The organism is Nostoc sp. PCC 7524 (assembly GCF_000316645.1).
Taxonomy (GTDB): Bacteria; Cyanobacteriota; Cyanobacteriia; order Cyanobacteriales; family Nostocaceae; genus Trichormus.
The window spans coordinates 4,212,273-4,235,889 of the sequence record NC_019684.1; the positions used below are offsets into that span (position 1 = coordinate 4,212,273).

The window sequence follows — 23,617 nt, forward strand, 5'->3', positions numbered from 1 at the left end:
TTTCCCCCACTCCCCACTCTCCACTCCCTACTCCCTACTCCCTACTCCCCACTCCCTAATAACCAAGATGTACATTCAATTTCGTGAATTTAACCCTTTTGATGTTTGGATTTGGCTGAAATTCAGTACAGTTCCTTCTGAACGCGAGAAACAGTATATAGAAGAGGTGTTTAATTCCTGGTTTTACTTGGGAAAATTAGGTGCTTTTAATGCTGAAAATCTCCAAGTTCAAGAAACCGGATTAGATATCAGCTATATGGATTACGATTCCCAAGGTTACGACAAAAGCCTAGTGGCATTAATGCACAACATGGGAGAATTTGAGTATGAAGGACAGTGGGCGCGTTGTTGGTTTGATTTGGGAACCAGTGATGCGATCGCTTTAGATATTTTAATTAATGCCCTCACTCAACTTAGTGAAGAATACGTCACTATTGAAGGCTTGTATATTGGCGGCGAAAATGAAGATTGGCCTGTCGCAGATAGTGAAAGTCGTGCTTACTCTATTTACGATAATTAATCACAAAAATGAGTAAATACAATGAAATTAGGGTAATAGCCTTGGGACTCATTCGGGATGAAAACAGAATTTTTGTTTCTGAAGGCTATGACCCTGTAAAACAATCAACATTTTATCGTGCTTTGGGTGGTGGTGTTGATTTTGGTGAAACTAGCTTAGTAGCTTTAAAACGAGAATTTCAAGAAGAGATTCAGGCAGAGTTAACTAATATTCGCTATTTAGGCTGTATAGAAAATATATTTATATATAACGCTCGCAAAGGACATGAAATTATTCAACTTTATCAATGTGATTTTGCCGATTCTGAATTTTATCAATTAGAAAGTCTAATATTTTCTGAATCTGAGCATCATCAGCATACAGCATTGTGGATAGATATTGCCCGCTTCCAATCTGGTGAACTCAGATTAGTGCCAGGAGAATTTTTCAATTATTTGTAAAATTTATAATTCCCTAGTCTACGGCTCGATTACTGTTTTGATTTTGAATTTTGTAAGCGCAGCTTTGCCTGCGGAGGTGTAAGCCTATCCGTAGGGTATTTTGAAGTTGCGCTCAAATATAATCTTCTTACTCCCTACTCCCTACTCCCCACTCCCAGCCCAAGTTACTATCTTTGACTGCAACTCGGTATTCTAATTGATTACTCCACCACCTCATTGACAGGGAATCGATCAATAAGTTGCATGGCACGGTAAGCGTTACGCTGTAAGGCATCTGGTAAATTGGGGACATGGGGTATTTGTGATAATAAATCCAATGTCCGGCGTAAAATCCGTACTACATCACCTTCATCTAAGGTGGTGTTTTCGCACAGTTCTACCCACTCTGTTCCTAAAGCCCACTGTTCGACAATGGCGATTAAGCCAATGTAGCGATTCTCCAAACCTACGGGCAGAGCTACGCCATGACGATACTGCACCTTTAACACAGCCCGACGGATTTTTTGTAACCTTGACCAAGCTTCGTCTATCTCTGGGGAAAGGTTAAAGTTAACTCTACTATCTGGACGGGGGGTTTCTGTGACTAAAGCGGCAATAACGGCGGCTAAATGCTGGGGATCTAAGTTGTTCAACTCACCACTAGCTAAAGCTAAACCTAACCAGAGTTCGTTCTCTCCCCGAATGGCGGCAGCGACTTGTCCTAGTTGTGTTGGTACTAAGTTATCTAAGCAATCAAATTGTTGCAAAATCGTAATTAGGTTGAGAAATTCTTCCCAATGTCTTTGCGATTGTTGCTCTACTTGTGCTTCTAACTCTTGTAGTTCTTCTTGAATTTCGGCGTAGCGTTCCCGGCGCTTGAAAATCTTGGCCACATTACCTGATTGATACAGGGGATTGGCTTCAAGTTGGGCTTGTACAGCCGTCACACGATGCAATTGTTCTGCTACTTCTGGGGGTAGATGTAAAGATTCATCAGGTTCAGGGATATTTTGCGCGATCGCATCTGTGATGGCATTCCCCCGGCACGATTGCCCAGGTTTAAAAATCAACTCTTGGGGCGGTAGAATATCCTGTGGTACTTCTACGCGCGGTAATTCGGCATATAAATCTACGACATCTTCTGTAGCAGCCACATACCAGCGATTATCTTGACCTAAACACACCAAATAGCTAGATTGACCAGCTGTAGGCGACTGACCGACTAAAACGGCGGTTATCGGTACAGATACTGCAATATTTTTGCCCTTGAGACTTAAAAGTGTGCCACAAACAGCAAAGTCCAGGAGCATTTTAATTTGTTCTTGTCTAGCTTCCTGGGCTTGTTCTTGTAGCGTTTTCAATAACTGGCGTTCTGCTTTCAGGCGTTGCCGCAATTTTTCATAAATAGCCAGTTCATGTTCACTAACGGAGGCGATTTGCTCGTCTATTTCGGCTAATTGGGCTTTGAGTTCGTCAATTAACTCATAGTCTGGTCTTAAGTGTAATGTCGCCATGTACTGCCCAAAACTGCGTTCTATCAGTTCCCTCGTTTCCTCTAAGGTGTGGGTTTGGAGTAAGTTCAACACCATGCCGTAGCTAGGGGTAAACTGACTAACTAGGGGATCTGGCTTGGATGTGGCTAAATATGCCGCTTCTTTAGCTCCTTCAAAGGGAGTTTGCACCGTGACTACATGACCTTGTTTATCCATCCCCCGCCGGCCTGCCCTACCCGCCATTTGCAGAAATTCGGAAGCGTTCAACAGGCGGTGTCCGGTGTCGGTACGTTTGGACAGGGTGGAAATTACTGTTGTCCGGGCAGGCATATTAATCCCGGCTGCTAAGGTTTCCGTAGCAAAGACGACTTTAATTAAGCCTTGTTGGAATAATTCTTCTACTAAGAGTTTCCAAGCAGGTAAAATTCCGGCGTGGTGGGCAGCAATTCCCCGATACAGAGGGGCAATTTGTCCTGAACGTCCTGCTTCGGGGTTGCGGCTTAAAAAGTCATCGATTTGTCGCCGCAGTACCTGAGACTCATCATTATCTACCAGCCATAAGTCACCCACCTCTGCCACAGCTTTATCACATCCCCGGCGGCTGAAGATAAAGTAAATCGCCGGCAGCATATCCCGTTGCTGGAGGTGGTTCAATGTATAGATGAGGCTGGGAGCTTCTGGTCTGCCATTTCTACCTCTATCCCCTTGTTTTCTTTTACCTCTATTAGCCAGACGGGGACTAATTTTGGTTTTGCTGTCGTTTAGTAGGGGAAACAATCCCTTGGGATTACAGTAGTGAAATTCCAAGGGTACAGGGCGAAAATCAGAGTAAATCAGATCGGTAGGGCCGTGAACCCGATTTAACCAGTCGGTAAGTTGGTCACTATTGGCAACGGTGGCTGATAGGGCTACCAGTTGTACTTCACGGGGACAATAGATAATCGATTCTTCCCAAACTGTACCCCGTTGGCGATCGTTCATGTAGTGGCATTCATCCAACACTACTGCTTCCACATCTACCAAGGAGATACCAACTTGTCCTATGGGTGTACCATAGAGCATATTGCGAAAAATCTCTGTGGTCATCACCAAAATTGGTGCATCTCTGTTAATGGAGGCATCCCCCGTTAACAAGCCCACCAAATCAAACCCAAATTTTTCGCGGAAGTCACGTAATTTTTGATTGGACAGTGCCTTTAGGGGAGTGGTGTAAAACACCCGTTTCCCTCGTGCGAGGGCGCGATAAATGGCGTATTCACCAACTAAAGTTTTGCCCGAACCTGTGGGCGCACATACGACAACAGAGCGCCCCGCGTTCAGGGACGCGATCGCATCTTTTTGAAATTGATCCAGATCAAAGGGAAATATCGACCCTAAGTCTAGTTCTTTTGATGGCGCGGGATAATTCACTCAATCACTATTTGCAACCGGACTGTTTACTATATTAACGAGTCTTTTGTCAACTTCGTTAGTGGGAATAGGGAATCAGGAATAGGGAATAGGAAAGAAAAGGGTTTTGATAACTCTTACACCACTCCCAACTCCTCACTTCCCCAACTCTTGCGATCGCAATGCAGCTGCTTTGACTGCTTCAATTAAGGCGGAGCGAAATCCAGCCTGTTCTAATTTGGCTAGACCTGCTATTGTAGTGCCGCCAGGGCTGGTAACGCGGTCTTTTAGTTCGGCTGGGTGCATTTTGCTCTCTTGCAATAATTGGGTTGTCCCCAACACGGTTTGTAATGCCAGTTGATTGGCTATGGCTCTAGGTAATCCGGCGGCAACTCCTCCATCGGCGAGGGCTTCTACTAACACTGCTACGTAAGCCGGGCCACTGCCAGATAAACCGGTAACTGCATCCATCAAGGATTCAGCAACTTCTACAACTTGCCCTACGGCTGAAAATATTTGCTGTGCTAGCTGTTGGTGCTTAGGGTTGGTATATGCACCAAGGCACATAGCTGTCATCCCTGCCCCGACGGTGGCGGGGGTGTTAGGCATGGCTCGAATGACTGGTAATTGAGGAAATGCTGCTTCTAGCTGACTCAAAGACACTCCCGCCAAAATGGAAATGACTAGGGGTGAGTGTTGTCTTAATACAGTATCTGCTAATTCTTGGGCGATCGCAGTAAATACCTGTGGTTTCACTGCCAAAAACAAAACTTCTTGGGCTTGACTAAACACCAGACTGTTATCTGTGGTGACAGTCACATCATATTTTTCCTGTAAAAAAGCTTGGCGTGTTATTTGGGGTTCGCTGACTATAACTTCTGATGGGTGATAAATTCCACGCACAATAAGGCGGGATAACAGCGATTCTCCCATTACCCCACCACCAATTAAACCAAATTTTTTAGTCATGAATTATATAGTCATTGCTCAATAGTCAATAGTCAATAGTCGAGATTTTGATCTTTGGACTCTTGACTATGGACTATTGACTAATTTAATTCTATTGTGCCATCCGGTTAGGTTCACTGCCCCAATTGGGAGTAGGACTGGCAGGGCGAGATGGACGTGCTGGGGGTTGGGGTACTTCATGAATAACTCCACCTTGGGTGCTAACTTGCACGCAACTAGGCGTAAACAAAAAGATACTTTCTCCGATGCGCTCTTGATGTCCATCGAGGGCGTAAGTTCCACCTGCAACAAAATCAACTGCCCGTTGAGCTTGATCAGGGTCCATGATTGTCAAGTTCAACACTACAGACTTACGCTCACGTAATGCTTGAATTGCCTGGGGCATTTCTTCAAATGTACGAGGTTCAAGCACTAATACTTCCGAAATCCCGTTAATTGCTCCTGGCATACCAATCACATTCCCCATCGTGGATTTTGTTCCTGTTGCTACTTCATCACCAATTGTACTCATGGGTTCACGCCAACGTCGATTGGCTGGAGCAGCTTCTGCCGGGGCTGGTTGGGGATTTTCTTGTTGATACAGGTTTTGGTAGTTATCTGTATCTGCCTCTTCTTCGTAGTATTCATACTCTACTTGCTCGTTGAGACCTACAAAGTCTCGCAGTTTAGAAAATATGTTGTTCATTTAGCTGCACTCCTTCTGCAAATTGCCTTTATATATTCGGTACTTGGTTGATGTAGCCAATGGGAACGCTACAAAGGGCAAACTGGCCAATTAATTTTATCGCTATTTGTAGCATCTACTACTGTTATTGGCAATGAACTGGCTCTACTGGGAACGCCTGTACATTAACCTAGATACAATAATTGAGTCAAGATTATATCTCAACAGATATCCGAACGGAAGTTAATTTTACCGCTCATTTCTAAGTTTTTACTTTTCTTAATACCAAATTTTTTGTATGTTATTGCACCAGTATGCCTGAGTGGGGCATTGGGTATTGGGGTAAATTCTGATCTGATCCCCTGCTTCTTTATGGTGCCTATTGCCTATTCCCTTAACTGCGGTTGCCAAACAAAATAGTCCCTAATCTTACCATCGTTGCCCCAGCTTCTACTGCCAATTGGTAGTCCCCTGACATCCCCATAGACAACTCTCGCATTTTGATGCGAGTCCAATTTTTAGCAGCTATTTCTTTCGCTAATTCTTGAGTGCTATTAAATACATGAGATATTTCCGCATCTTTTAAGCCGAGTGGCGGAATTGTCATTAAACCCTGAATTTGTAAATTTTTACACTCATTGAGTGCAGGTAAGTCGGTTAGTAGTTCTGGTACACTCCAACCTGACTTACTGGGATCTGGAAGAATTTTCACTTGCAGGCAAACTTGGGGGCTAACTCCTAGCTGTTGCGCCAATTCATCTAGACGCTGTGCCAATTTCAAGTTATCTAGGGAGTGAATCCAGTCAAATAGTTCCAAAGCTTTTTTTGCTTTGTTACTTTGCAAATGGCCAATAAAGTGCCAAGTAATATCCGATAAGTCGTGTAACTCGGCTTGTTTAGTAGCAGCTTCTTGGATACGATTTTCGCCAAAGTCACGGATACCGGCTGCATAAGCAGCGCGAATAACTTCAGACGGTACTTGCTTAGTTACAGCAATTAACCGTACTGAAGGAGGAATTGATGCACGAATTGTAGTAATACGTTCGCTAATCGAACTAATCATTGGAAGGTGCGTTGGAAAACACTCTGAAGCTGATCGTACTCCTGTAACTGACCATTGCGACGCAAAGTCCGCAAGCGATTTTCCAACAACATTCTCGCTTCAGTACGTCCTATGGGCTGGAACTTAACGCCTTTAATGTCGTTCACTACTAAAAAAAACAAGCGTTGAGCATAAAGTGTAGTGAACAAATCCTGGGCTTCATCAACCATGCAGATCCGATATAGCAAGCCCCAAGTTGGGTGATTTATGTAGGTTTCTACGATTTCTGGATTCATCAATTCATCAAGTTAGGAGAATAATATATTTATTTGCAGTCAAATACAAACATTCAGGACGATAATGTCTCTCTTTCGCCGGAATATTTGTGCAAATTCATTTGAGAATCAGCAGATTTTACCCTTTAATGTGGCTAATAAAGACCTGATTTTAGTTCGCATGGGGTAGATGAAGCTAGCAGTAGCGAAGCAGAGAGGCTCAACAATGGCAAGAACCTAATTTTTTCTTAACCTAATTATCGAGTAGTTAGGCGATCATACTAGCAAAGCGATCGCCTAGTGACTGAGTAGGCGGCACAGAAAAGTCATCACCCGCTTTTGGGAATTTGTCACTAATGATCATGGGATGCGCCCTGTGAAGTTGCTTAGGGCAGAAGCGGACTCTCATACTGCTGTTTACTCTAACTTCTCTCTATGCTGCCATAATTATCGCTTGATAGAGCAAAATAGCCAACAGGGGAATTTTCCTAATAACTGTTGGTGATAACAGTCTGTATTGTTACAGTTTGGGAAAATAGTTATTAGGCAATAGGCAATAGGCAATAGGCAATAGTTATTCTCCCCTGCTCCTCTACTCCCCTACTCCCCTGCTTCCTCATCTCCTACTTGACTATTTTCAATGCGGCTAGCTGCGCTTGGGCTTTGTGCAGGGATTCGTACCATTCTTTTTCCGGATCGCTGTCGGCGACTATGCCAGCGCCTACTTGTCCCCAGACGGTTTTGAGTTCTGAGTGGGTGGTTAGTAGTAGGGTGCGGATGAAGATATTTAAGTCTAGATTGCCTCGCCAATCTAAATAGCCACAGGAGCCATAGAATAAACTGCGGCGCATGGGTTCTAGTTCTTCGATAATTTCCATACACCGGACTTTAGGACAGCCTGTAATCGTACCACCGGGGAATAAGGCACGAATTAAGTCAATGGGGGTGCGATCGCTTCTCAAGTTTCCTTTAACGTTGCTCACTAGGTGCATTACATGACTATATCTCTCTATGGTCAATAATTCATCAACTATAACCGAACCCCATTCACAAACTCGCCCTAAATCATTACGTTCCAAATCTACTAGCATGATGTGTTCGGCTCGTTCTTTGGTGTTGCTGAGGAGTTCTTGAGCTAGTTGCTGATCTTGTTCTGGAGTTATGCCACGCGATCGCGTGCCGGCGATGGGCCTAGTTTCGGCTTGTCTATTTTGCAGCATGACTAACCGTTCTGGTGAACAGCTAATAACTTCTCCCCAAGGGGTTTGCCAATAGCTAGCGAAGGGGGAAGGATTGATTTTATGTAAAGCTTGGTAAATTGCCCAGCCATCAGCTGAGGTTGTAGCCGCAAAGCGCAAAGATAGGTTTGCTTGAAAGATGTCTCCTGCCTGAATATATTTTTTGGCGCTGTTAACGGCTGTTTCGTAATCTGCCTGAGAGGTAAAAAATTCCGGTGTAACAGGATGATAGGCGGCTGGGGTTATGTACTGGGGTGAATTTTCTGTATCTCTGTTTGCTAACCGCAGTTCTAACTCATCCAAATCAGAGATATCGCTGGCAGCTAACCACAGAATTTGTTTTTTATGATCCAACACGGCAAAAGCATCTGGTTCATACCAAAAAGCTACAGGAAACGGCAAGGGATCAATTTTTTTCTGGGGTAGCTGTTCAATTTCCCAGGCGACATCATAGCCTAGCCAGCCTAGCCAACCGCCGGTAAAGGGGAGGTGGGGAGGTGGGGGAGATGGGGGAGATGGGGGAGATGGGGGAGTGGGGGGAGATGGGGGAGAATTGCTACTTTGTCCCCTACTTTGCAATAAGTTATCTAAAAAAGGCAAAACTCCCCCCAGTTTTGGTGTCCACATCTGGGGGACTCCATTGACTATCCTGGGTGCGCCTGCACAGATGGAATAGCGGCTGAGTTGGGGTTGGTTGGTTGGTGTGGGGTAGGGACTTTCTAAAAGGGTAGCGATTCCGGGTGTAGTTTTGGGGTGAAATAGAGCAGAGAAAATTTCTGAACCAGTACGATTTTCTAAGGGAAGCGATCGCCAATACCACATAAAAAGTCAACCCCTTTGGGGAATTCAAAATTCAAAATAGTCTACGACATCTCTACGAGAGGCTAACGCCAACGCGTAGCGTCTCGTAGAGAAGGCTTGCGCCTACAAAATTCAAAATTTTTAGTACAAAACTCTCGCCGTTAAGTTCAAACTTGATTTCCTAGAGCTAGTCGGACTCCCCAAAATAAGGTTAAAGTAGCGATCGCTAGCCAATCCCATGATTTTAAACGCAGATCATGCCAAGGAACTCGGTGTTCGTTAGGGCTGGTAAAACCACGTACCATCATGGCACTCGCCATTTGTTCGGCGCGTAAAAGTAAATTTTCTAATAATCTCTCTGCTACAATCATCCAGACTTTAAAAGCACCTTTTAAACCTAATTTTTTCCAATTGATTGCCCTTGTCATTACAGAACGCACTAAATTCTGTACTTCTTCTAAAACTAGGGGAATAAAGCGTAGGGATAAAGTTAAAGTCAAAGTAATTTCGGTGACGGGTATTTTAAATCGCCGCAGAGGTTGCATTAAACTTTCTATACCAGCCGTGATTTCTTCCGGTGCTGTTGTGAGTAAATATAAGTTGGTGCTGTAGATGACAGTAAATAAAATCGTACTCAAGCGCGTTGCTAAATCTAGAGAACGGCGAGTTACTTTCACAGGGCCTTGGTGAAATAGAACATAGCTATAGTTTTTACTACTTTTTACAGCTTCTGGAACGGCTGGGGAATTATTAGTATCGCCTGGCTGGAGAACTTGGGAGTTAACAGGTAGGCGCGGCTGATAATTTACACCCAAGCCATCGGGGCTGATAGCTGCGATCGCAAACACGAGAAATCCTAGTGTTAATAACCAGCCCATCTGTTGCTGCCACACTCTTCGGGGAATTCTCGCAATTAAAGTAAAAATAATTAATAGTGCTACCAGTAATACACGCCATTGATTATTAGCAAAACTGTAGCTTGTCAGAAAACTCATCAGCCAAATAAATTTGACGCGGGGATCGAGTTTGTGTAGCCAAGTTTGCGGTTGTTCTAGATAAAGCCCCAGAGGTAGCGATCGCAATAAATCCATGTTTAGTCAATAGTCAACAGTCAACAGTCAATAGTTATAGCTCACTAACTACTGACTACTGACTACTAGCCTATATTAAACACGAGTTGCTCGGTTGGCACTACCAATTTCCATATCCCGAACTTTTTTGCTGCGCCACAACAGACGAATAGGAGTCCCTTTAAAACCTAGCTGTTGGCGGAATTGTCTTTCAATGTAACGGCGATAGTTGTCGTTAAAGCGTTTAGCTTCGTTGACAAATAGGGCAATGGTTGGCGGTTGGGTGGTGACTTGTGTACCGTAATAAATTCTGCCTTGTTTGCCACCCCGTGAAGTTGGGGGAGAATGCCATTTCACCGCATCTTCTAAGACTTCGTTAATTACTGATGTACTGACACGGCGTTTGTGTTCCACCGCCGCTTGATTGACTAACTCTAAAATCTTTTCTACCCGTTGTCCCGTTAAGGCGCTGACAAAGATGGTATCTGCCCATTCCGTAAAATGTAGTCTGGCTTCCAGATTTTTTTCGTAATCGTAGATAGTATAGGAGTCTTTTTCGACTGCATCCCACTTATTGACGACGATAATACAAGCTCGTCCTTCTTCAATAATTCGTCCTGCTAATTTTTGATCTTGCTCGGTGACACCATCCAAAGCATCTAAAACTAGTAAAACCACATCGGCGCGCCGAATTGCTTTGAAAGCTCGATTAATGCTAAAGAATTCGGGGCCATATTCCACATTTTTCTTTTTGCGAATGCCGGCGGTGTCAATGAGGCGGTAAGCTTGCCCATCCCGTTCCAGAAAAGTATCAATTGCATCGCGGGTTGTGCCAGAAATTGGGCTGACAATTACTCTTTCTTCACCCACAAAGGCATTCAATAGGCTGGATTTACCAACATTTGGCCGTCCGACGATCGCAATTTTGATTTCATTGCTTTCTGGTACTTCCGTGACGGCTGGGATATGTGTAATGAGTTCGTCTAATAACTCCCCTGTACCGTTGCCATGAATCGCAGATATAGGGTATGGTTCTCCTAACCCTAGTTCCCAAAATTCGGCAGCTTGAATTAGTCCCTGTTCTGGGGATTCACATTTATTCACTGCCAGTAACACGGGAACTGGTTGTTGGCGTAACCATTCGGCTATTTCTTCATCTGCCGAGTTAGGGCCAGTTTGACCATTAACAACGAAGATAGCGGCACTAGCTTCTGTCAGGGCTGCTAGAGCCTGTTGACGAATCAGGGGCAGAAATTCCGTGTCATCGTTAAATACTAAACCACCTGTGTCTACCACTAAAAACTCGCGATCGCCCCAGTAGGCAGGCATATAAGTGCGATCGCGCGTTACACCCGGTTCATCGTGGACAATCGCCGTTTGTTCCCCGGCGAGTCGATTAACCAGGGTGGATTTGCCCACATTGGGGCGACCGATAATTGCAACAATTGGCAGTCCCATAAACCAAGGGTAATTGAGAGAGAAAGGATACTATATCACATCTCTCATTATAGGTGACAGGGATAGGGGACAGGGGACAGGTGACAGGTAACAGGGGAAGAAAAATCTGAGAACCAATGCTCAATAAATCTTCTCTCTCCCAGATGATTTACCGTCCAACTTTAAAAAATAGCATAGCAACAGAACTGGCAGTTACCTCACAGGAGATTACAGCTTGAAAAATCGTAAGTGGCTGCTTGAGTCCAGTGAATTAGTTCTGCAATACTTTCGCTGGTTATGTTTATTAATATTCTGTATCCTAATATACGCCAAGTTCATTGAACCAAATTGGATTGAGATCAATTCTTTACAACTGACTCTACCCCATCTGGCATCAGAATTTAATGGCTATCGGATTGTCCAAATCAGCGATATTCATCGAGATGAATGGATGACTACGCGGCGGTTGCAGCATATTGTTCGCTTAGTCAACGAACAAAAACCGGACTTAGTAGCGATTACCGGGGACTTGGTAACTCGGAACTCACCCCAACTTATCCCTTCACTCAAGCTAGCTTTGGAACAGCTGACACCGCGCGATCGCACTGTTGCTATATTGGGTAATCATGACCACGAAAATGATACCCAAGCCATTATCAAAATACTCAAACAAAGCGGCGTATTTGACCTGAATAATACTGTATACACACTACAACGGGACAATGCCATTTTAACTATCGCTGGTGTTGATGATGTGGGTATGGGTAAAGCCCGCTTAGATTTAGTGTTGCAGCAGTTACCCCAACAGGGAGCAGCCATTTTACTAGCCCATGAACCAGACTTTGCCAATATCAGCGCCGCGACACAAAGATTTGATCTGCAACTGTCTGGACATTCCCACGGCGGACAAGTCCGACTACCGATTTTGAAACCTTTAGTTTTACCACCTTGGGGTGAAAAGTATTATTCAGGAGAGTATCTGATAGAGAAAATGCTGTTGTACACCAACCGAGGTTTAGGAATGACGGGCTTACATCTGCGTTTATTTTCACGTCCTGAAATTACCGTCTTGAACTTAGTTACCTCAAACCCTAACCTTCAGACACGGTAAATCAAGCCTCTATATGAGGCTACTGTGTTTTAACATCTAACTAACCGCTTACTTACCCTGCGGTTTCACGGGCGGGATGCGTTTACCTTGATGTCTCTTTGCATTTAAACATTCTCTCAATAAATTGGTGTCAATTTATACGATTTTAATTCTCTCTAGTCGTTATACTCATTTCTAGGTTCTACCTGGGAAATGTGAAGTGGCTTTGCCACTTCTTTTTATGGGTGCAATTGGTTGCTCACAAAAAGTAAAAAGTCATGCTGTTTAACTTTTTACTTTTCACCTTTATTTAGTCATTAGTCATAGAATCGCGCCATTTTTCCTGATTTTCTTTCATCTCTGCTTCCGGCGATCGCGCTAATAACCAATTCTTCCAACGTAAAGGTTTTTGCTTTTCTACATGATTGATTAACTGCATAATCGATACATCTGCTTTGATTGGAGTCTTTAAATCAAAATTAATCGTCTGTAAAATTTTTATATCATCCTTGATAAAATGCTGAATAAAAACATTAGTCAGCCACAGCACTAAGCGATTTAATAACCAACCGTTCAATCCTTTACGTTTCTTAGTTAAGAAAATAGTTTGAATTTCCGAGTTTCCAGCATCAATCATCCGCAATGTCAGCATGATATGTAGATGTAATAAATCTGGACCCACGCTTACGGTAAAGGTACTACCATACCAATAAGAAATACTGTAAAAATTATTTTTATATAAAGGACGCAGCAATTTAAATAACCAAGCATCTTTATGGTTACGTCTCTGCTTAGTAAAAATAATTGCATTTTGATTGATTTCCTGTTTTTCAAAAAGAATATCTAATGGCAGCTTATGAACAGCATAAAAGTGTTGAATGTCAATAGCATTGATCATGATTACATGAGGGTGACACTTCATCACAAACCTTGAGCCAAGGACACTTTCACACTCATGAAACTCTAATTCTGGTACAAAGGGTATGGGTTGTCTGGGACTTTCACCAGTCCAAACCCAAATTATGCCGTATTTTTCGGCTGTAGGCCAGGTTTTTAATTTTAAGGGTAGGGGTTCTTCTAAACAGGGAATTTCTACACATATTCCCTGATCGTTAAACTTCCAGTGATGAAAACCACAACGCAGTTCATTACCTTCTACTATGCCTTCTGATAGATCCGCACCCATATGTGGACAGTAAGCATCTACAATCACCGGTTGTCTATCTTCACTACGGTAAATTACTAATTTCCTACCCAAAATTGTTAGAGATTTTACTTCACCTATAAGTAAATTATGAGCAGGCATTACCCAATACCATCCTTCAATAAACCGCTCTGGATTATTGAAGTTTTTAGGTTTACGATTTGATTTGACAGGTTGAAAATTGGCATCCATTTTTAAGGTTTCACTGATAAGTGAAGCGGTTGCCCTACAAATAACATGAAGATATTTACAAAACAGTGATTTTGAGTACCATCAGCCAATATTTCAAGCCTGAATAATGATGTTATGTATAGATTACTTATTCTTTTAACAAAGGATGTGCTGCTAAGTTTAATTAAAAATATTATGTGATTTTACTGATTCAATTAATATTGAATAATCACTTCATTTCCAAATTTAAGTAAAATGCAACTCTTTCTATTTAAAACAACCCCGATTGATGGAAGACATCGGGGTTATGGAAGATGGAATAATTTTCTGTAGAGAAAATTACGCGGCTGGATATCCAGCAGCAGCTAAAGCATCCTTAATAGTTGTTTCTGATGCTTGTGATTCCACAACGACTAGCTTAGTTTGAGGATCAGCCTGGATAATCGCCTCAGCATCAACTGTTTTTACTGCATTAGTAATCTTGCTGGCACAAACAGAACAAGCCATGTTGGGAACTGTAAGGTTGATTGTCATAGATTTACGGAAATTCAAGCAGTCTGCGCTTTCATCATAGCTAGGAAATAGTTCACACTAAAGCTCAAATGGCAACATAAACTGAATATTTGATGGAAAAACTAGAGTTACCGAGTACCAAAGCATTGGTTTTTCAAACAACCTCTTAGTCAGTGCTTCCTCCCTCCCCTCCTCAGTTACACTAAAAAAGAGATTACTTAATAACTTTTAATAAAACGTTATGACTACAAATTCACCTGTCAAGCCGGAAACTACTACTGGGACTAGATTGAGAAATTTTTTGATTGTTATAGTAGCGATCGCTCTCAGCGTTGCCTTATTCTTGGGATTGCGGACTGAGAAAACTTCTGTTTCTCTTGCGAGTTTAGATGAAGCATCTACACCCTTAGAAGTAGCTACTACCAACGGTAAACCCTCTATAGTAGAGTTTTATGCTAATTGGTGTACTGTCTGTCAAAAAATGGCTCCAGATATTTCTAAATTAGAACAGCAGTATACTGACAAAGTGAATTTTGTCATGCTGAACGTAGATAATACCAAGTGGTTGCCAGAGATGCTGAAATACAGAGTAGATGGTATTCCCCACTTTGTATTTTTAAATAAAGAAGGAGAAAGTGTTGCTCAAACCATAGGTGATCAACCCTATACAGTTATGGCGAGTAATTTAGAGGCTTTAGTGAATGGTTCCGCTTTACCTTATGCCCAAGCTAGTGGTAAAGTTTCTCAATTTTCTACACCAGTAGCGCCTACCGCTAGCCAAGATGATCCGCGCAGTCACGGTAGTCAGGTAGTCAATTAAGGGACTTCCAATTAACAATATTCTCGGAACCCCACCCCGCATTTGCTAACGCCAAATTTCCCCTCTCCGCTTGCAAATAAGTGATTAAGGGATGGGGTGAAATCTATGTGTAACAAGCGTTTGATCTTAGGGAACACCAAAAAATAAATTATCCAGAATGGACAGTTTTTTAGAGTGCGTCAGTGTTATAAAACCTAACTACACCAAGAAATTATTCATACTGACGCACCCTACATTTGGAATATTTTTTTCTCTGGAAGTCCCTTAATTTCACATCAGTGGTGTGAGTTATTCCCCTTTTATATTGGAATTAAATACTTTTACTCTGCTTCCTATTAGTAAAAAAGCTATTAAAACGCCGCCAGTTTGCCCGCACAACTTTCCACTGTTGTAGAGTATGCAATATGATGAAAGCTAAAAATATATACGCTATCCAAAAATGAATGCTTCTACCCAAATCTACTAAATTAGAGTTTTGTGGAAAAAAATCGGGTAACGTCAACCCAAACAAACGAACGTTGTTACTTTTAAAAGAATTAGAAAAAAAGAACCCACTCACTGGAACTGCAAACATAAATAGATACAGCAAAGTATGCAGTACAAATTTACGCTGCCATTCAGGTGTGAACTTGGGCAAATTTTTAGTGTATTTTCGCCACCATACCTGCAACAAAACTAAAATACGCCAAGTCAGCAAAGCCACTACTAAAGCTCCCATTGACTTGTGGAAATCATACAATTCACTTCTGAAAGGAGTTCCACGGGATAGACGAGCCATACCTGAGCCAGTAGTAAACAAAACTAAGTAACAGGCGGCCATGATCCAGTGTATAGACATTAGTCGCTTAAAAGCTGAGTTAAGCCTACCTTTCCTAACTACTGGTGTTGCATTCATATAAACACACCTTATTTAGCTATAGATTTGTATCTCAACTGCAAGATTTATAAACAGATATATATAAAAATTAAGAAATATTTATGACAGAGTTGTGACGTAGGCAATATTTTTCGGTTACTGTTTTGCAAGTGCTGTTAGGGGAGCGGGGCGTGAGCAGCGTGCTGAGTAGGGTGTAATGCTCTTAAAGTTCAGTATTGAAAAGTTCAGAGTAGCAGCAATATCTAAGGTTGTATTTTCTCTTGTTGATCAGACTCTAAAACACCACTACGAATCATTAGTTGTGGCCAAATTAACAGAAAAAAAGCCATCCATACTAACACAGGCATAGAGATAATAACTGTTAGCCAAATAGTATGAAAGATTAACCAGCTACTACTAATTATAGTTATACCTGTAAGCAAAATTGACCAAGGTTGACACCACCAAGGCTTATATCTCCAAGGATTGAGAGGCTGTTGTTCAGACATTATTTTCTAATAAAATCAATCAAAATATAGTCAGGATTATTAGCGTCTGCGCCTAATTTGCGCTCTCCATTCTTCCAATGAGACGTACTTGTTTTCTATAATATCTAAAGCCTCAATCATGCCATTAGAACTGAAGACACGAAACCAATAAATTGTGTAATTGTAATTCCCTGGATCATCTTCAAAAACGCGCACTGTGTAGTAAGGTTGAGTGGGAGTAGGAACGCTATCTATGATGGCTGAAACTTGAATTTTTCCTTGAGATAGGCTTTCAATTTCTTTGGCTTTACGTTGTACTAGCGGTAGTCTCCAGACTAAGTTAAGTGCTGTTTTTTCATCAATTTCTTTGCTAGTCTGAGCAACATTGATAATTTTATGTGTTTCTAGTCCAGTTGATAGTTGAAGCACAGCTAGCTGCTTGTCGGCTTTGTTTCTAGTAATTTGAGCGATCGCTAGATGTCCTGCTACTCCTATGAACAAAACAGTCATGAGAGGATACCAGATGATTCTTTTCATGTCGCTGTCCTTGAGGATTGTAGTTACACTTACAGTCCGGTTTGAAGTCACTAGAACATTTTACATTTATTTACAATTTAAGACAAAAGTAGATTAAAAGATAGCGATCGCATCAACGATGTCAGATATGAAGAGAGCCGTTAGTGGTAGTAGGATCTTGAGCAGCGTGCTGACTTGAAATACCCCACCCCAAGAGCCTTTGACAGTTTCAAGTTCCGAGTGGGAAATCTCACTCATTACTTAGCATTCAGTGAAGCAATCTGATGTCAAGGTATTGTAGTAAAAATTAATACTAATTAAGTTATCATATATATAGTGATTAATGATGATATCACCTAATTGTAACGGTTGATTTAGGAATACTTTATGTATAATTCATAGCGTTATACTAATGGCTAGTCAAAAATACGAGTAGCGAGATGAACCATATTCAACCAGATTATGACTAAGGCCACGGAGAGCCTATGCTTGTAGATATAGCAGTCCGCTTTGATTTCTGATAGCTTATGTGGCGTAAGCCATACTTATTTGCGTAATTAAGCTACAAAGTACAGATAAGAAGAGTATGAGGTGTACTCGATTTTTTCAAAAAAAAAGAGGAATCCTATATTCACAATAAAATTACTTGCCAGTCTAGTCTAGTCCAATTGAAAAATTAGCGATCAATTTACCTTCGCTGATTCATTAAAAACAATAACTTAGTCTGCCAGGCTTCAACTCATAACCAAAGGAGACGCATCTATGCCAGATTCTGCTGTGGAATTCTCTAACTTAGAAAAGTTTCAGTCTACTAATACTACCGTCAAACTCACTGAAGCTGATCCTGAAATTATCAAAGAAATTCAAGCTTTACTCACGACCAAAGGCTTGTATAAAAGTAAAATTGATGGCATTCCAGGGGAGTTAACCCAAAAAGCATTTGCAGAATTCAAAGAAAATGTTTGGTTAGATTCTCCTGAATTGTTAGGGCCAACTACTGCGGCTGCTTTGTTAGAAATTGCAGAAAACCATCAAACTAATGAAGAACAAACTCAGCAATTAAAACCATTAGCTACATCAATCATAAATACTAAAACTGGACGTTCTTTGAGGTTAGTTACTGGAGAAACAGTTTACGAAAATGAACTAATAGTTGCAGGGATTCCTCTAACTTGGGGGGAAGTGACTAAAGGATGTGACCCAGAAAGAAATCCAGAGTCAAAAACAATTATTAACAACATTATCAAAGCAGCTAGAGGCTTTGGCAAAATTCGTGATAAATACGGCCTTCCCATTGCTATTAATTCTGCCTATCGTCCGCCATCTGTAAATCGGCGGATAGGAGGCGCACGTTATTCTCAGCATATAAACGGTCTAGCACTGGATATTGCTCCATCAGACGGCAACTTTGGCAAACTGTTACAAATTTGTCGCGCTTCTGATTGCACAGGATTAGGTAGAGGAATGCACAGAGGTTTTATCCACTGTGATTGGCGGCCAGGTGGTCGGGTGGTATTTGACTATTGACCCTCCGAATTTTAGATTTTAAATTTTGGATTTTGGATTGTCTTTGGTACAAGCCCCGTCCCACAGAATTTTGCATTTGAAATTTTGGATTTAATCTAAAATCGCAAATCCAAAATCTAAAATTGATGAATCTCCAAGCTGCACCCCTTTATGGGTGCAGTCAATCTAAAATCTAAAATCTAAAATTGATTGACTATAAGTAGTGTCCGATAAATTAAATAATAGACATCTTCCTGATTAAAGTTATGACATTTTTTGTACTCATAACTTCAATTTTTGAATCTAATTTCGATACAAAACTCCAATTTGATTTTTGTTGGCATAGCCTGCGCTAGTAACTTCAGAAACCAGATCTGATTGCGACATCTATTTGTTTTAGTAGTGCTTCTAAGGTGCTGGAATTATCTAATACGATATCAGCGTGAGACGCTTTTTCTGTGAGGGATAATTGACTATTGATGCGGGCTGCGGCTTGTTCTTTTGTGAGATGATTACGCTCGATTAATCTTTGCAATTGTTGTGACTCAGAACAAGTAACAACCCAAATTTCTGTGACTAAATTGGTCATCTGAGCTTCAAATAACAAAGGGATGACTAATACTATGGTTGGTGCAGAAGATTCTGCGATTGCTTTGAGAAAGCGATCGCGCACATAGGGATGAATGATATTCTCTAACCAACGACGTTCTTCTAGATGCTCAAAGATAATGTTTCCTAGTTGTTGACGGTTGAGGTTGCCATCAGCAAGTAATATTTGTTCACCATAACGGTGAGCGATCGCATCTAAAATCGGCGAACCTATAGATACTGCGTCTCTAGCATAAATATCTGCATCCAAAATCGGTAGATGATAAGCACTAGCTAAATAATTAGCTACAGTAGTTTTGCCTGTAGCAATTCCTCCAGTTAAGCCGATGATGCGTTTAGTCATTAGTCATTCTTCCCTGTGCAGCTAGATAGGTACAGACACAATTTATTTTTGGCTATGACTGCAAATAAATTCTCACTAAATCAAAAAAATGTAAAGTTTCAGCAGTTAAATTACTGATACTCAGTTAAGTTTCCTCTAAAAAGGCTAAGTTTGTTTGCTAACTGGGTTTTCTCAGAATCAAATTCATACTCATGTTAGTCGTTGATACATTAAGTATCGCAAGTGTCGGTCATAGTGAGAGAAATAGTGGTTTAGCACTTAGCACCCAAAGTCATTAAGGCAGATTTTTGAGGCGTTGTTAAACCTGTTACTGCATAGATATTCATCTGTTCATAAATCTGCTCGGCTTTGAAAGTATTGATACGCTGTTTTGTGTTCATATCCCAAATTGTGATAGCAGCATAACCATCACCAGCCGCGAGAAGATTACCTTCTGGGTTGAAGGCAGCGCACATTACCCAAGTGTCATGTCCTTCTAAGGTAGCTATACAATTACCACTGCCTACATCCCAGAGTTTAATTGTATTGTCGCTGCTGGTACTAGCTAGGGTACTACCATCAGGACTAAAAGCGATCGCCCACAGCATATCTTCATGTCCTTGCAGTGTGTGGAGACATTCCCCTGTTTCTACATCCCATAACTTGATGATTCTCTCTACACTACTACCAGTAGCCAAAGTCCGACCATCAGGGCTAAAAGCCACCCACCATACCCAGTTATGATGTCCGGAAATTGTGCGGTAGCACTGTTTGGTGGTGATGTCCCAAATGTTAACGGTGTAGTCAAAACTACCAAATGCTAACTTTGTGCTATCGGGACTAAAAGCAACTGACATTCCTAGGTGTACGGGGAAGGTATCTAATAATTGTCCCGTAGCCGCATCCCACAATTGACTGGCTTTGTCATAGCTAGTGCTAGCTAAAAATCGCCCATCAGGACTATAGGCGACTCCTGTCACCATGCCTACGTGTCCTTGGAGGGTTTTGCTACACTGACCTGTGGTGACATCCCATAACTTAATGGTGGTGTCAGCACTGGCGCTGGCTAGGGTGTGTCCATCTGGAGCAAAGTCTACATCAAAAATCAAATCTGTGTGTCCGTATAAAATACGACATTCACCGTCTAATGTCCAAAGTCGTACAGTCCGGTCTTCATTCCCACTTGCAACGATCGCTGTCATGGGACTCCAGGCTACGGATTTTACCCAGTTATTTCTGCCCTTAAATGTTCTAAAACACTCACCAGTGGCGACATCCCACAACTTGAGAGAGAAATCATCTGCACCAGTAGCCAGTAAAATACCTTGGGGGTTAGCTGCGATCGCATCTACTGAATTGGCGTGTCCTTGCAAGGTTTTCAGGCATTGAAAAGTAGTAATATCCCAGAGGCGAATTGTACAATCTATACTGCAACTAGCGAGGATTTGATCGTTGATGAAGGCGATCGCTAGTATGCCATTAGAATGTCCTTCTAAAACGCCGAGGCCAACACCTTGATCCACATCCCAAAGTCTAATTGTTTGATCTAAGCTCCCACTAGCAAGTATTCCTGATGAACTAAAAGCAACAGATTTGATCCAATCTGTATGTCCTTGTAAGGTATGAATACAAGAACCTGTAGTTATATCCCATACTTTAACTGTGTGATCTCCACTACCGCTAGCGAGTATATTACCTTGAGGATGCAACTTTACAGACCAGACTTTACTGCTATGTCCACGCAGAATTTGAGTACATTCCCCCAAGTTGATATCCCAAAATCTAATAGTAGATTCAGCGTAACTACTTATTAAAGTAGTTCCATCGTGATGAAAAACAACACTAAGAACACCACCATGATGACTGGCTAGAGTTTGCCAACACTGGCCGGTTTTGACATCCCACAGCTTAATATTGCCATCTTGTCCCGCAGTGGCTAAGGTACTACCATCAGGACTAAACGCCACACACCAAGTCAAACCTATATGTGCCTGACATTCAATTAATTGCTGACTACTGACGACATCCCAGATAATTAAGTAACCATCGAAATGACCGGTGGCCAAGGTTTTACCATCAGGACTGAAGGCTATAGTCATAATATTAGAAAAAGTGGTAGCAAATACAGATTTCGATAAATCCGCATGAGCAAAGTTCACTCTTTTGAGAGGAGTGTCTTGGAGATAGACTTGCCAAATTGTTAAACCAGAGAAATTATAACCAGTTAAATCAGTTTTGAGGTGGCACAGAAGATTTAAGATATTACCGCCTGCGTATCCTGGTTCTAGAGGAGAAGATGGATTTTTGATTGTGTGTAAAATCTGTGTGAGTTGAGTTTCTATTGCTTGTTTAGTTCGTAGATTTTGCAATAAATACTCAATGATGGGTTGAAGAATGAGCTTGGTTTGAGCAATGCGGATGTAATCTTTAGCAGTGGCTTTAATTACAGCGTGGCTGTTAAACAGTGTGGGAGTTGTCTGTTGATGCTGGAGAATTTCTGTACATACCTGCTGTATAAATTGGTTTGCCACATATTCCATCACCACGGGTTGCAGCGTGAAATGAACTGATGTTTCTGGAAGAGATTTTTTTTCAATCAGATTACGCCGACTCAGAGAATCTAGAGCCTCAAGGAGTTTCATTGATGATATTGGTAAGACCAAATCGCCACGTAAATCTGCTAAAGTGACAGCCTCGCGGTTAATCGCTAACCAGAAAATTAGGTCTTTTTCTAAAAGTGATAGACGATAGAATTGCTGCCCTAACAAGTCGTAAATACTACCAAAAACTGTAGAACCTTGAGCGAAAAATTCCGCGATATTACCATCAAATAATTCTTGAATCGTAGTAGCGATAATTTTTAAAGCCAGGGGATTACCAGCGTAGTGTTGAATGAATTTTTGCCAATCAGCATCAGAACCGCAGAAAAAGCTTTTCGTTCTAACTAATTCTAAAGCAGCGATCGCACTCAAACCTGGAAGTTGCATTGATCGCACTGGCAGATTCTCACCTTCTAATCCTGCTACTTCTTGGGGTTTTTCGCGGCTGGTGAGGATGACACAACTTTGATGAAATGTTTCACCGATTTGCTTGAATAAATTGCCGTAGTTTTCGTAACCCAGTTGGTAACGCCCAGAATGATCGCCACTAGCTAAGATTGATTCGGTATTATCTAGGATTACCAGACAACGGTGCGATCGCAAATGCCCCATGAACTGTGAAATCAGATGAGTAACATTCTCTGATAAACTCACAGGTTGTCCGCAGGCGAAGAATTGCAGCAAATTCGCTAGCAGTTCCCCCAAGGTGGGACTATTGCCCAGACTGCGCCATACCACAAACTCAAACTCCCCTTGAATTTGCTGTGCTAGCTTCACCGACAGAGAAGACTTACCAATTCCCCCCATGCCTAATAATGCTACCAACCGACAGCGATCGCGAATTATCCAATGGGCTAATTTACTAACTTCCTCTGTACGTCCGAAAAAAATTGATACATCAACAGCTTCACCCCAGTCTGTGTGGGGAGTGGGGAGGAGCCACTGCGTTGCGGAGGACAGTTGCGTGGGCGGGTTCCCCGACTTGAGCAAACTGTCCGTTGGGGTTTCCCCCGTTGTAGCAAGTGACGTTGGGGAGTTGGGAGTAGGGGAAGATAAGGTAGTGAGATTGCTTGCTTGTTGCTCCGTGTTCCTATTGGCTTCTGTGGCGCGAACATAATCTTGGGGGGTTAAATCTAAACCAAAGGCTCGAAAAAAATAGGTCAGAGTTTGCTTATCAACCCCTTCTTCCCGTGACAAAACCTTAGAAATAGTGAAAGGAGCTAACTGAGTACGGTAACTCAATTCTTCGATGGTGAGCCTAGCCCCATCGTTTTCCAACATCTCCGCTTGATGCCTAGCCTCCTGAAGCTTGCTAAATCCAGAAAGACTGAGGATAACACCACGCCTGCGTTTTTGCTTGTGCAATTCCATGAAATTTTCAGGACAAGGACAAGTTAAGGTTAATTTTATTGGTTTTAAGAAAAATCAAGCTGCCTCTAAACTTGATACAAATCAATATACGACATAATTCTGAGGCGTTGCAGAGTGCTGATCGACTAGCAAAGCGGCACTTGATTGGTTACAAAACTTAAGTTAGTGCTTAACGCCTTGATCTTGGCTGGTGCAGATGGGGTGGAACAGACAAACTGGGATTGTCAGCAATAA

21 protein-coding genes are annotated in these 23,617 nt (G+C 41.9%); 5 read left to right on the top strand and 16 right to left on the bottom strand.

The genetic code is table 11. The features are described from left to right. Positions 1 to 67: 67 nt before the first annotated feature. The gene (locus NOS7524_RS16725; protein WP_015139672.1) at positions 68 to 520 is read left to right on the top strand and encodes a DUF3531 family protein; all 453 of its coding nucleotides are present in this window, start codon (positions 68 to 70) and stop codon (positions 518 to 520) included. An 8-nt stretch (positions 521 to 528) separates the two neighbouring features. Further along, positions 529 to 960: an NUDIX hydrolase gene (locus tag NOS7524_RS16730; protein WP_015139673.1), complete on the top strand. Its 432-nt coding sequence runs from the start codon at positions 529 to 531 to the stop codon at positions 958 to 960. Positions 961 to 1,160: 200 nt separating this feature from the next. On the opposite strand, the gene NOS7524_RS16735 is transcribed toward NOS7524_RS16730, so the two are convergent. From NOS7524_RS16735 to der, 8 genes are all read right to left on the bottom strand, one after another. After that, positions 1,161 to 3,842 carry a DEAD/DEAH box helicase gene (locus tag NOS7524_RS16735; RefSeq protein WP_015139674.1) on the bottom strand — a complete coding sequence of 894 codons (2,682 nt, stop codon included), beginning with the start codon at positions 3,840 to 3,842 and terminating at the stop codon, positions 1,161 to 1,163. A 135-nt stretch (positions 3,843 to 3,977) separates the two neighbouring features. Then, a complete protein-coding gene (proC, locus tag NOS7524_RS16740; protein ID WP_015139675.1) occupies positions 3,978 to 4,790 on the bottom strand; it encodes a pyrroline-5-carboxylate reductase in 813 nt (270 codons plus the stop codon). Positions 4,791 to 4,881: 91 nt separating this feature from the next. Continuing rightward, complete coding sequence (locus tag NOS7524_RS16745; RefSeq protein ID WP_015139676.1) at positions 4,882 to 5,475, bottom strand: cell division protein SepF; 594 nt, start codon at positions 5,473 to 5,475, stop codon at positions 4,882 to 4,884. A gap of 373 nt (positions 5,476 to 5,848) precedes the next feature. Further along, the gene (locus NOS7524_RS16750) at positions 5,849 to 6,517 is read right to left on the bottom strand and encodes a YggS family pyridoxal phosphate-dependent enzyme (protein WP_015139677.1); all 669 of its coding nucleotides are present in this window, start codon (positions 6,515 to 6,517) and stop codon (positions 5,849 to 5,851) included. Continuing rightward, on the bottom strand, positions 6,514 to 6,792 hold the full coding sequence (pipX, locus tag NOS7524_RS16755) for a transcriptional coactivator PipX (RefSeq protein ID WP_015139678.1): 279 nt from the start codon (positions 6,790 to 6,792) through the stop codon (positions 6,514 to 6,516). Before pipX ends, NOS7524_RS16750 begins: the two co-directional genes overlap by 4 nt. Before the next feature lie 602 nt (positions 6,793 to 7,394). Continuing rightward, a complete protein-coding gene (locus tag NOS7524_RS16760) occupies positions 7,395 to 8,831 on the bottom strand; it encodes an anthranilate synthase component I (protein ID WP_015139680.1) in 1,437 nt (478 codons plus the stop codon). Between the two features lie 146 nt (positions 8,832 to 8,977). Then, positions 8,978 to 9,901 carry an energy-coupling factor transporter transmembrane component T family protein gene (locus NOS7524_RS16765; RefSeq protein ID WP_015139681.1) on the bottom strand — a complete coding sequence of 308 codons (924 nt, stop codon included), beginning with the start codon at positions 9,899 to 9,901 and terminating at the stop codon, positions 8,978 to 8,980. Between the two features lie 75 nt (positions 9,902 to 9,976). Next, positions 9,977 to 11,338, bottom strand: coding sequence for a ribosome biogenesis GTPase Der (der, locus tag NOS7524_RS16770; RefSeq protein WP_015139682.1), 1,362 nt, complete (start codon positions 11,336 to 11,338; stop codon positions 9,977 to 9,979). Between the two features lie 214 nt (positions 11,339 to 11,552). Here der and NOS7524_RS16775 point away from each other — a divergent pair, with 214 nt between their 5' ends. After that, complete coding sequence (locus tag NOS7524_RS16775) at positions 11,553 to 12,428, top strand: metallophosphoesterase (RefSeq protein ID WP_015139683.1); 876 nt, start codon at positions 11,553 to 11,555, stop codon at positions 12,426 to 12,428. Between the two features lie 289 nt (positions 12,429 to 12,717). Here NOS7524_RS16775 and NOS7524_RS16780 read toward each other — a convergent pair whose 3' ends face one another. Together NOS7524_RS16780 and NOS7524_RS16785 are read right to left on the bottom strand one after the other, a co-directional pair. Then, on the bottom strand, positions 12,718 to 13,803 hold the full coding sequence (locus tag NOS7524_RS16780; protein WP_015139684.1) for an aromatic ring-hydroxylating dioxygenase subunit alpha: 1,086 nt from the start codon (positions 13,801 to 13,803) through the stop codon (positions 12,718 to 12,720). Between the two features lie 318 nt (positions 13,804 to 14,121). After that, complete coding sequence (locus tag NOS7524_RS16785; RefSeq protein WP_015139685.1) at positions 14,122 to 14,316, bottom strand: heavy-metal-associated domain-containing protein; 195 nt, start codon at positions 14,314 to 14,316, stop codon at positions 14,122 to 14,124. 220 nt (positions 14,317 to 14,536) lie between these two features. Between NOS7524_RS16785 and NOS7524_RS16790 the strand changes: the two genes are divergently transcribed. Continuing rightward, positions 14,537 to 15,115, top strand: coding sequence for a thioredoxin family protein (locus NOS7524_RS16790; RefSeq protein WP_015139686.1), 579 nt, complete (start codon positions 14,537 to 14,539; stop codon positions 15,113 to 15,115). 310 nt (positions 15,116 to 15,425) lie between these two features. On the opposite strand, the gene NOS7524_RS16795 is transcribed toward NOS7524_RS16790, so the two are convergent. The 4 genes from NOS7524_RS16795 to NOS7524_RS30150 all read right to left on the bottom strand — a co-directional run bounded on the left by NOS7524_RS16795 (position 15,426) and on the right by NOS7524_RS30150 (position 17,233). Continuing rightward, a complete protein-coding gene (locus NOS7524_RS16795; protein WP_235622359.1) occupies positions 15,426 to 15,953 on the bottom strand; it encodes a cytochrome b in 528 nt (175 codons plus the stop codon). A 281-nt stretch (positions 15,954 to 16,234) separates the two neighbouring features. After that, positions 16,235 to 16,480 (bottom strand): DUF6737 family protein, encoded by a 246-nt coding sequence (locus NOS7524_RS16800; protein WP_015139688.1) that lies wholly within the window; start codon positions 16,478 to 16,480, stop codon positions 16,235 to 16,237. 39 nt (positions 16,481 to 16,519) lie between these two features. Further along, a complete protein-coding gene (locus tag NOS7524_RS16805) occupies positions 16,520 to 16,996 on the bottom strand; it encodes a hypothetical protein (RefSeq protein ID WP_015139689.1) in 477 nt (158 codons plus the stop codon). A gap of 93 nt (positions 16,997 to 17,089) precedes the next feature. Next, positions 17,090 to 17,233: a hypothetical protein gene (locus tag NOS7524_RS30150; protein ID WP_171815380.1), complete on the bottom strand. Its 144-nt coding sequence runs from the start codon at positions 17,231 to 17,233 to the stop codon at positions 17,090 to 17,092. 504 nt (positions 17,234 to 17,737) lie between these two features. Between NOS7524_RS30150 and NOS7524_RS16810 the strand changes: the two genes are divergently transcribed. Next, complete coding sequence (locus NOS7524_RS16810) at positions 17,738 to 18,502, top strand: D-Ala-D-Ala carboxypeptidase family metallohydrolase (protein ID WP_015139690.1); 765 nt, start codon at positions 17,738 to 17,740, stop codon at positions 18,500 to 18,502. A gap of 340 nt (positions 18,503 to 18,842) precedes the next feature. On the opposite strand, the gene coaE is transcribed toward NOS7524_RS16810, so the two are convergent. Both coaE and NOS7524_RS16820 read right to left on the bottom strand, forming a co-directional pair. Beyond that, on the bottom strand, positions 18,843 to 19,433 hold the full coding sequence (gene coaE, locus NOS7524_RS16815; protein ID WP_015139691.1) for a dephospho-CoA kinase: 591 nt from the start codon (positions 19,431 to 19,433) through the stop codon (positions 18,843 to 18,845). A gap of 251 nt (positions 19,434 to 19,684) precedes the next feature. Then, complete coding sequence (locus tag NOS7524_RS16820; RefSeq protein WP_015139692.1) at positions 19,685 to 23,383, bottom strand: NB-ARC domain-containing protein; 3,699 nt, start codon at positions 23,381 to 23,383, stop codon at positions 19,685 to 19,687. Positions 23,384 to 23,617: the final 234 nt, after the last annotated feature.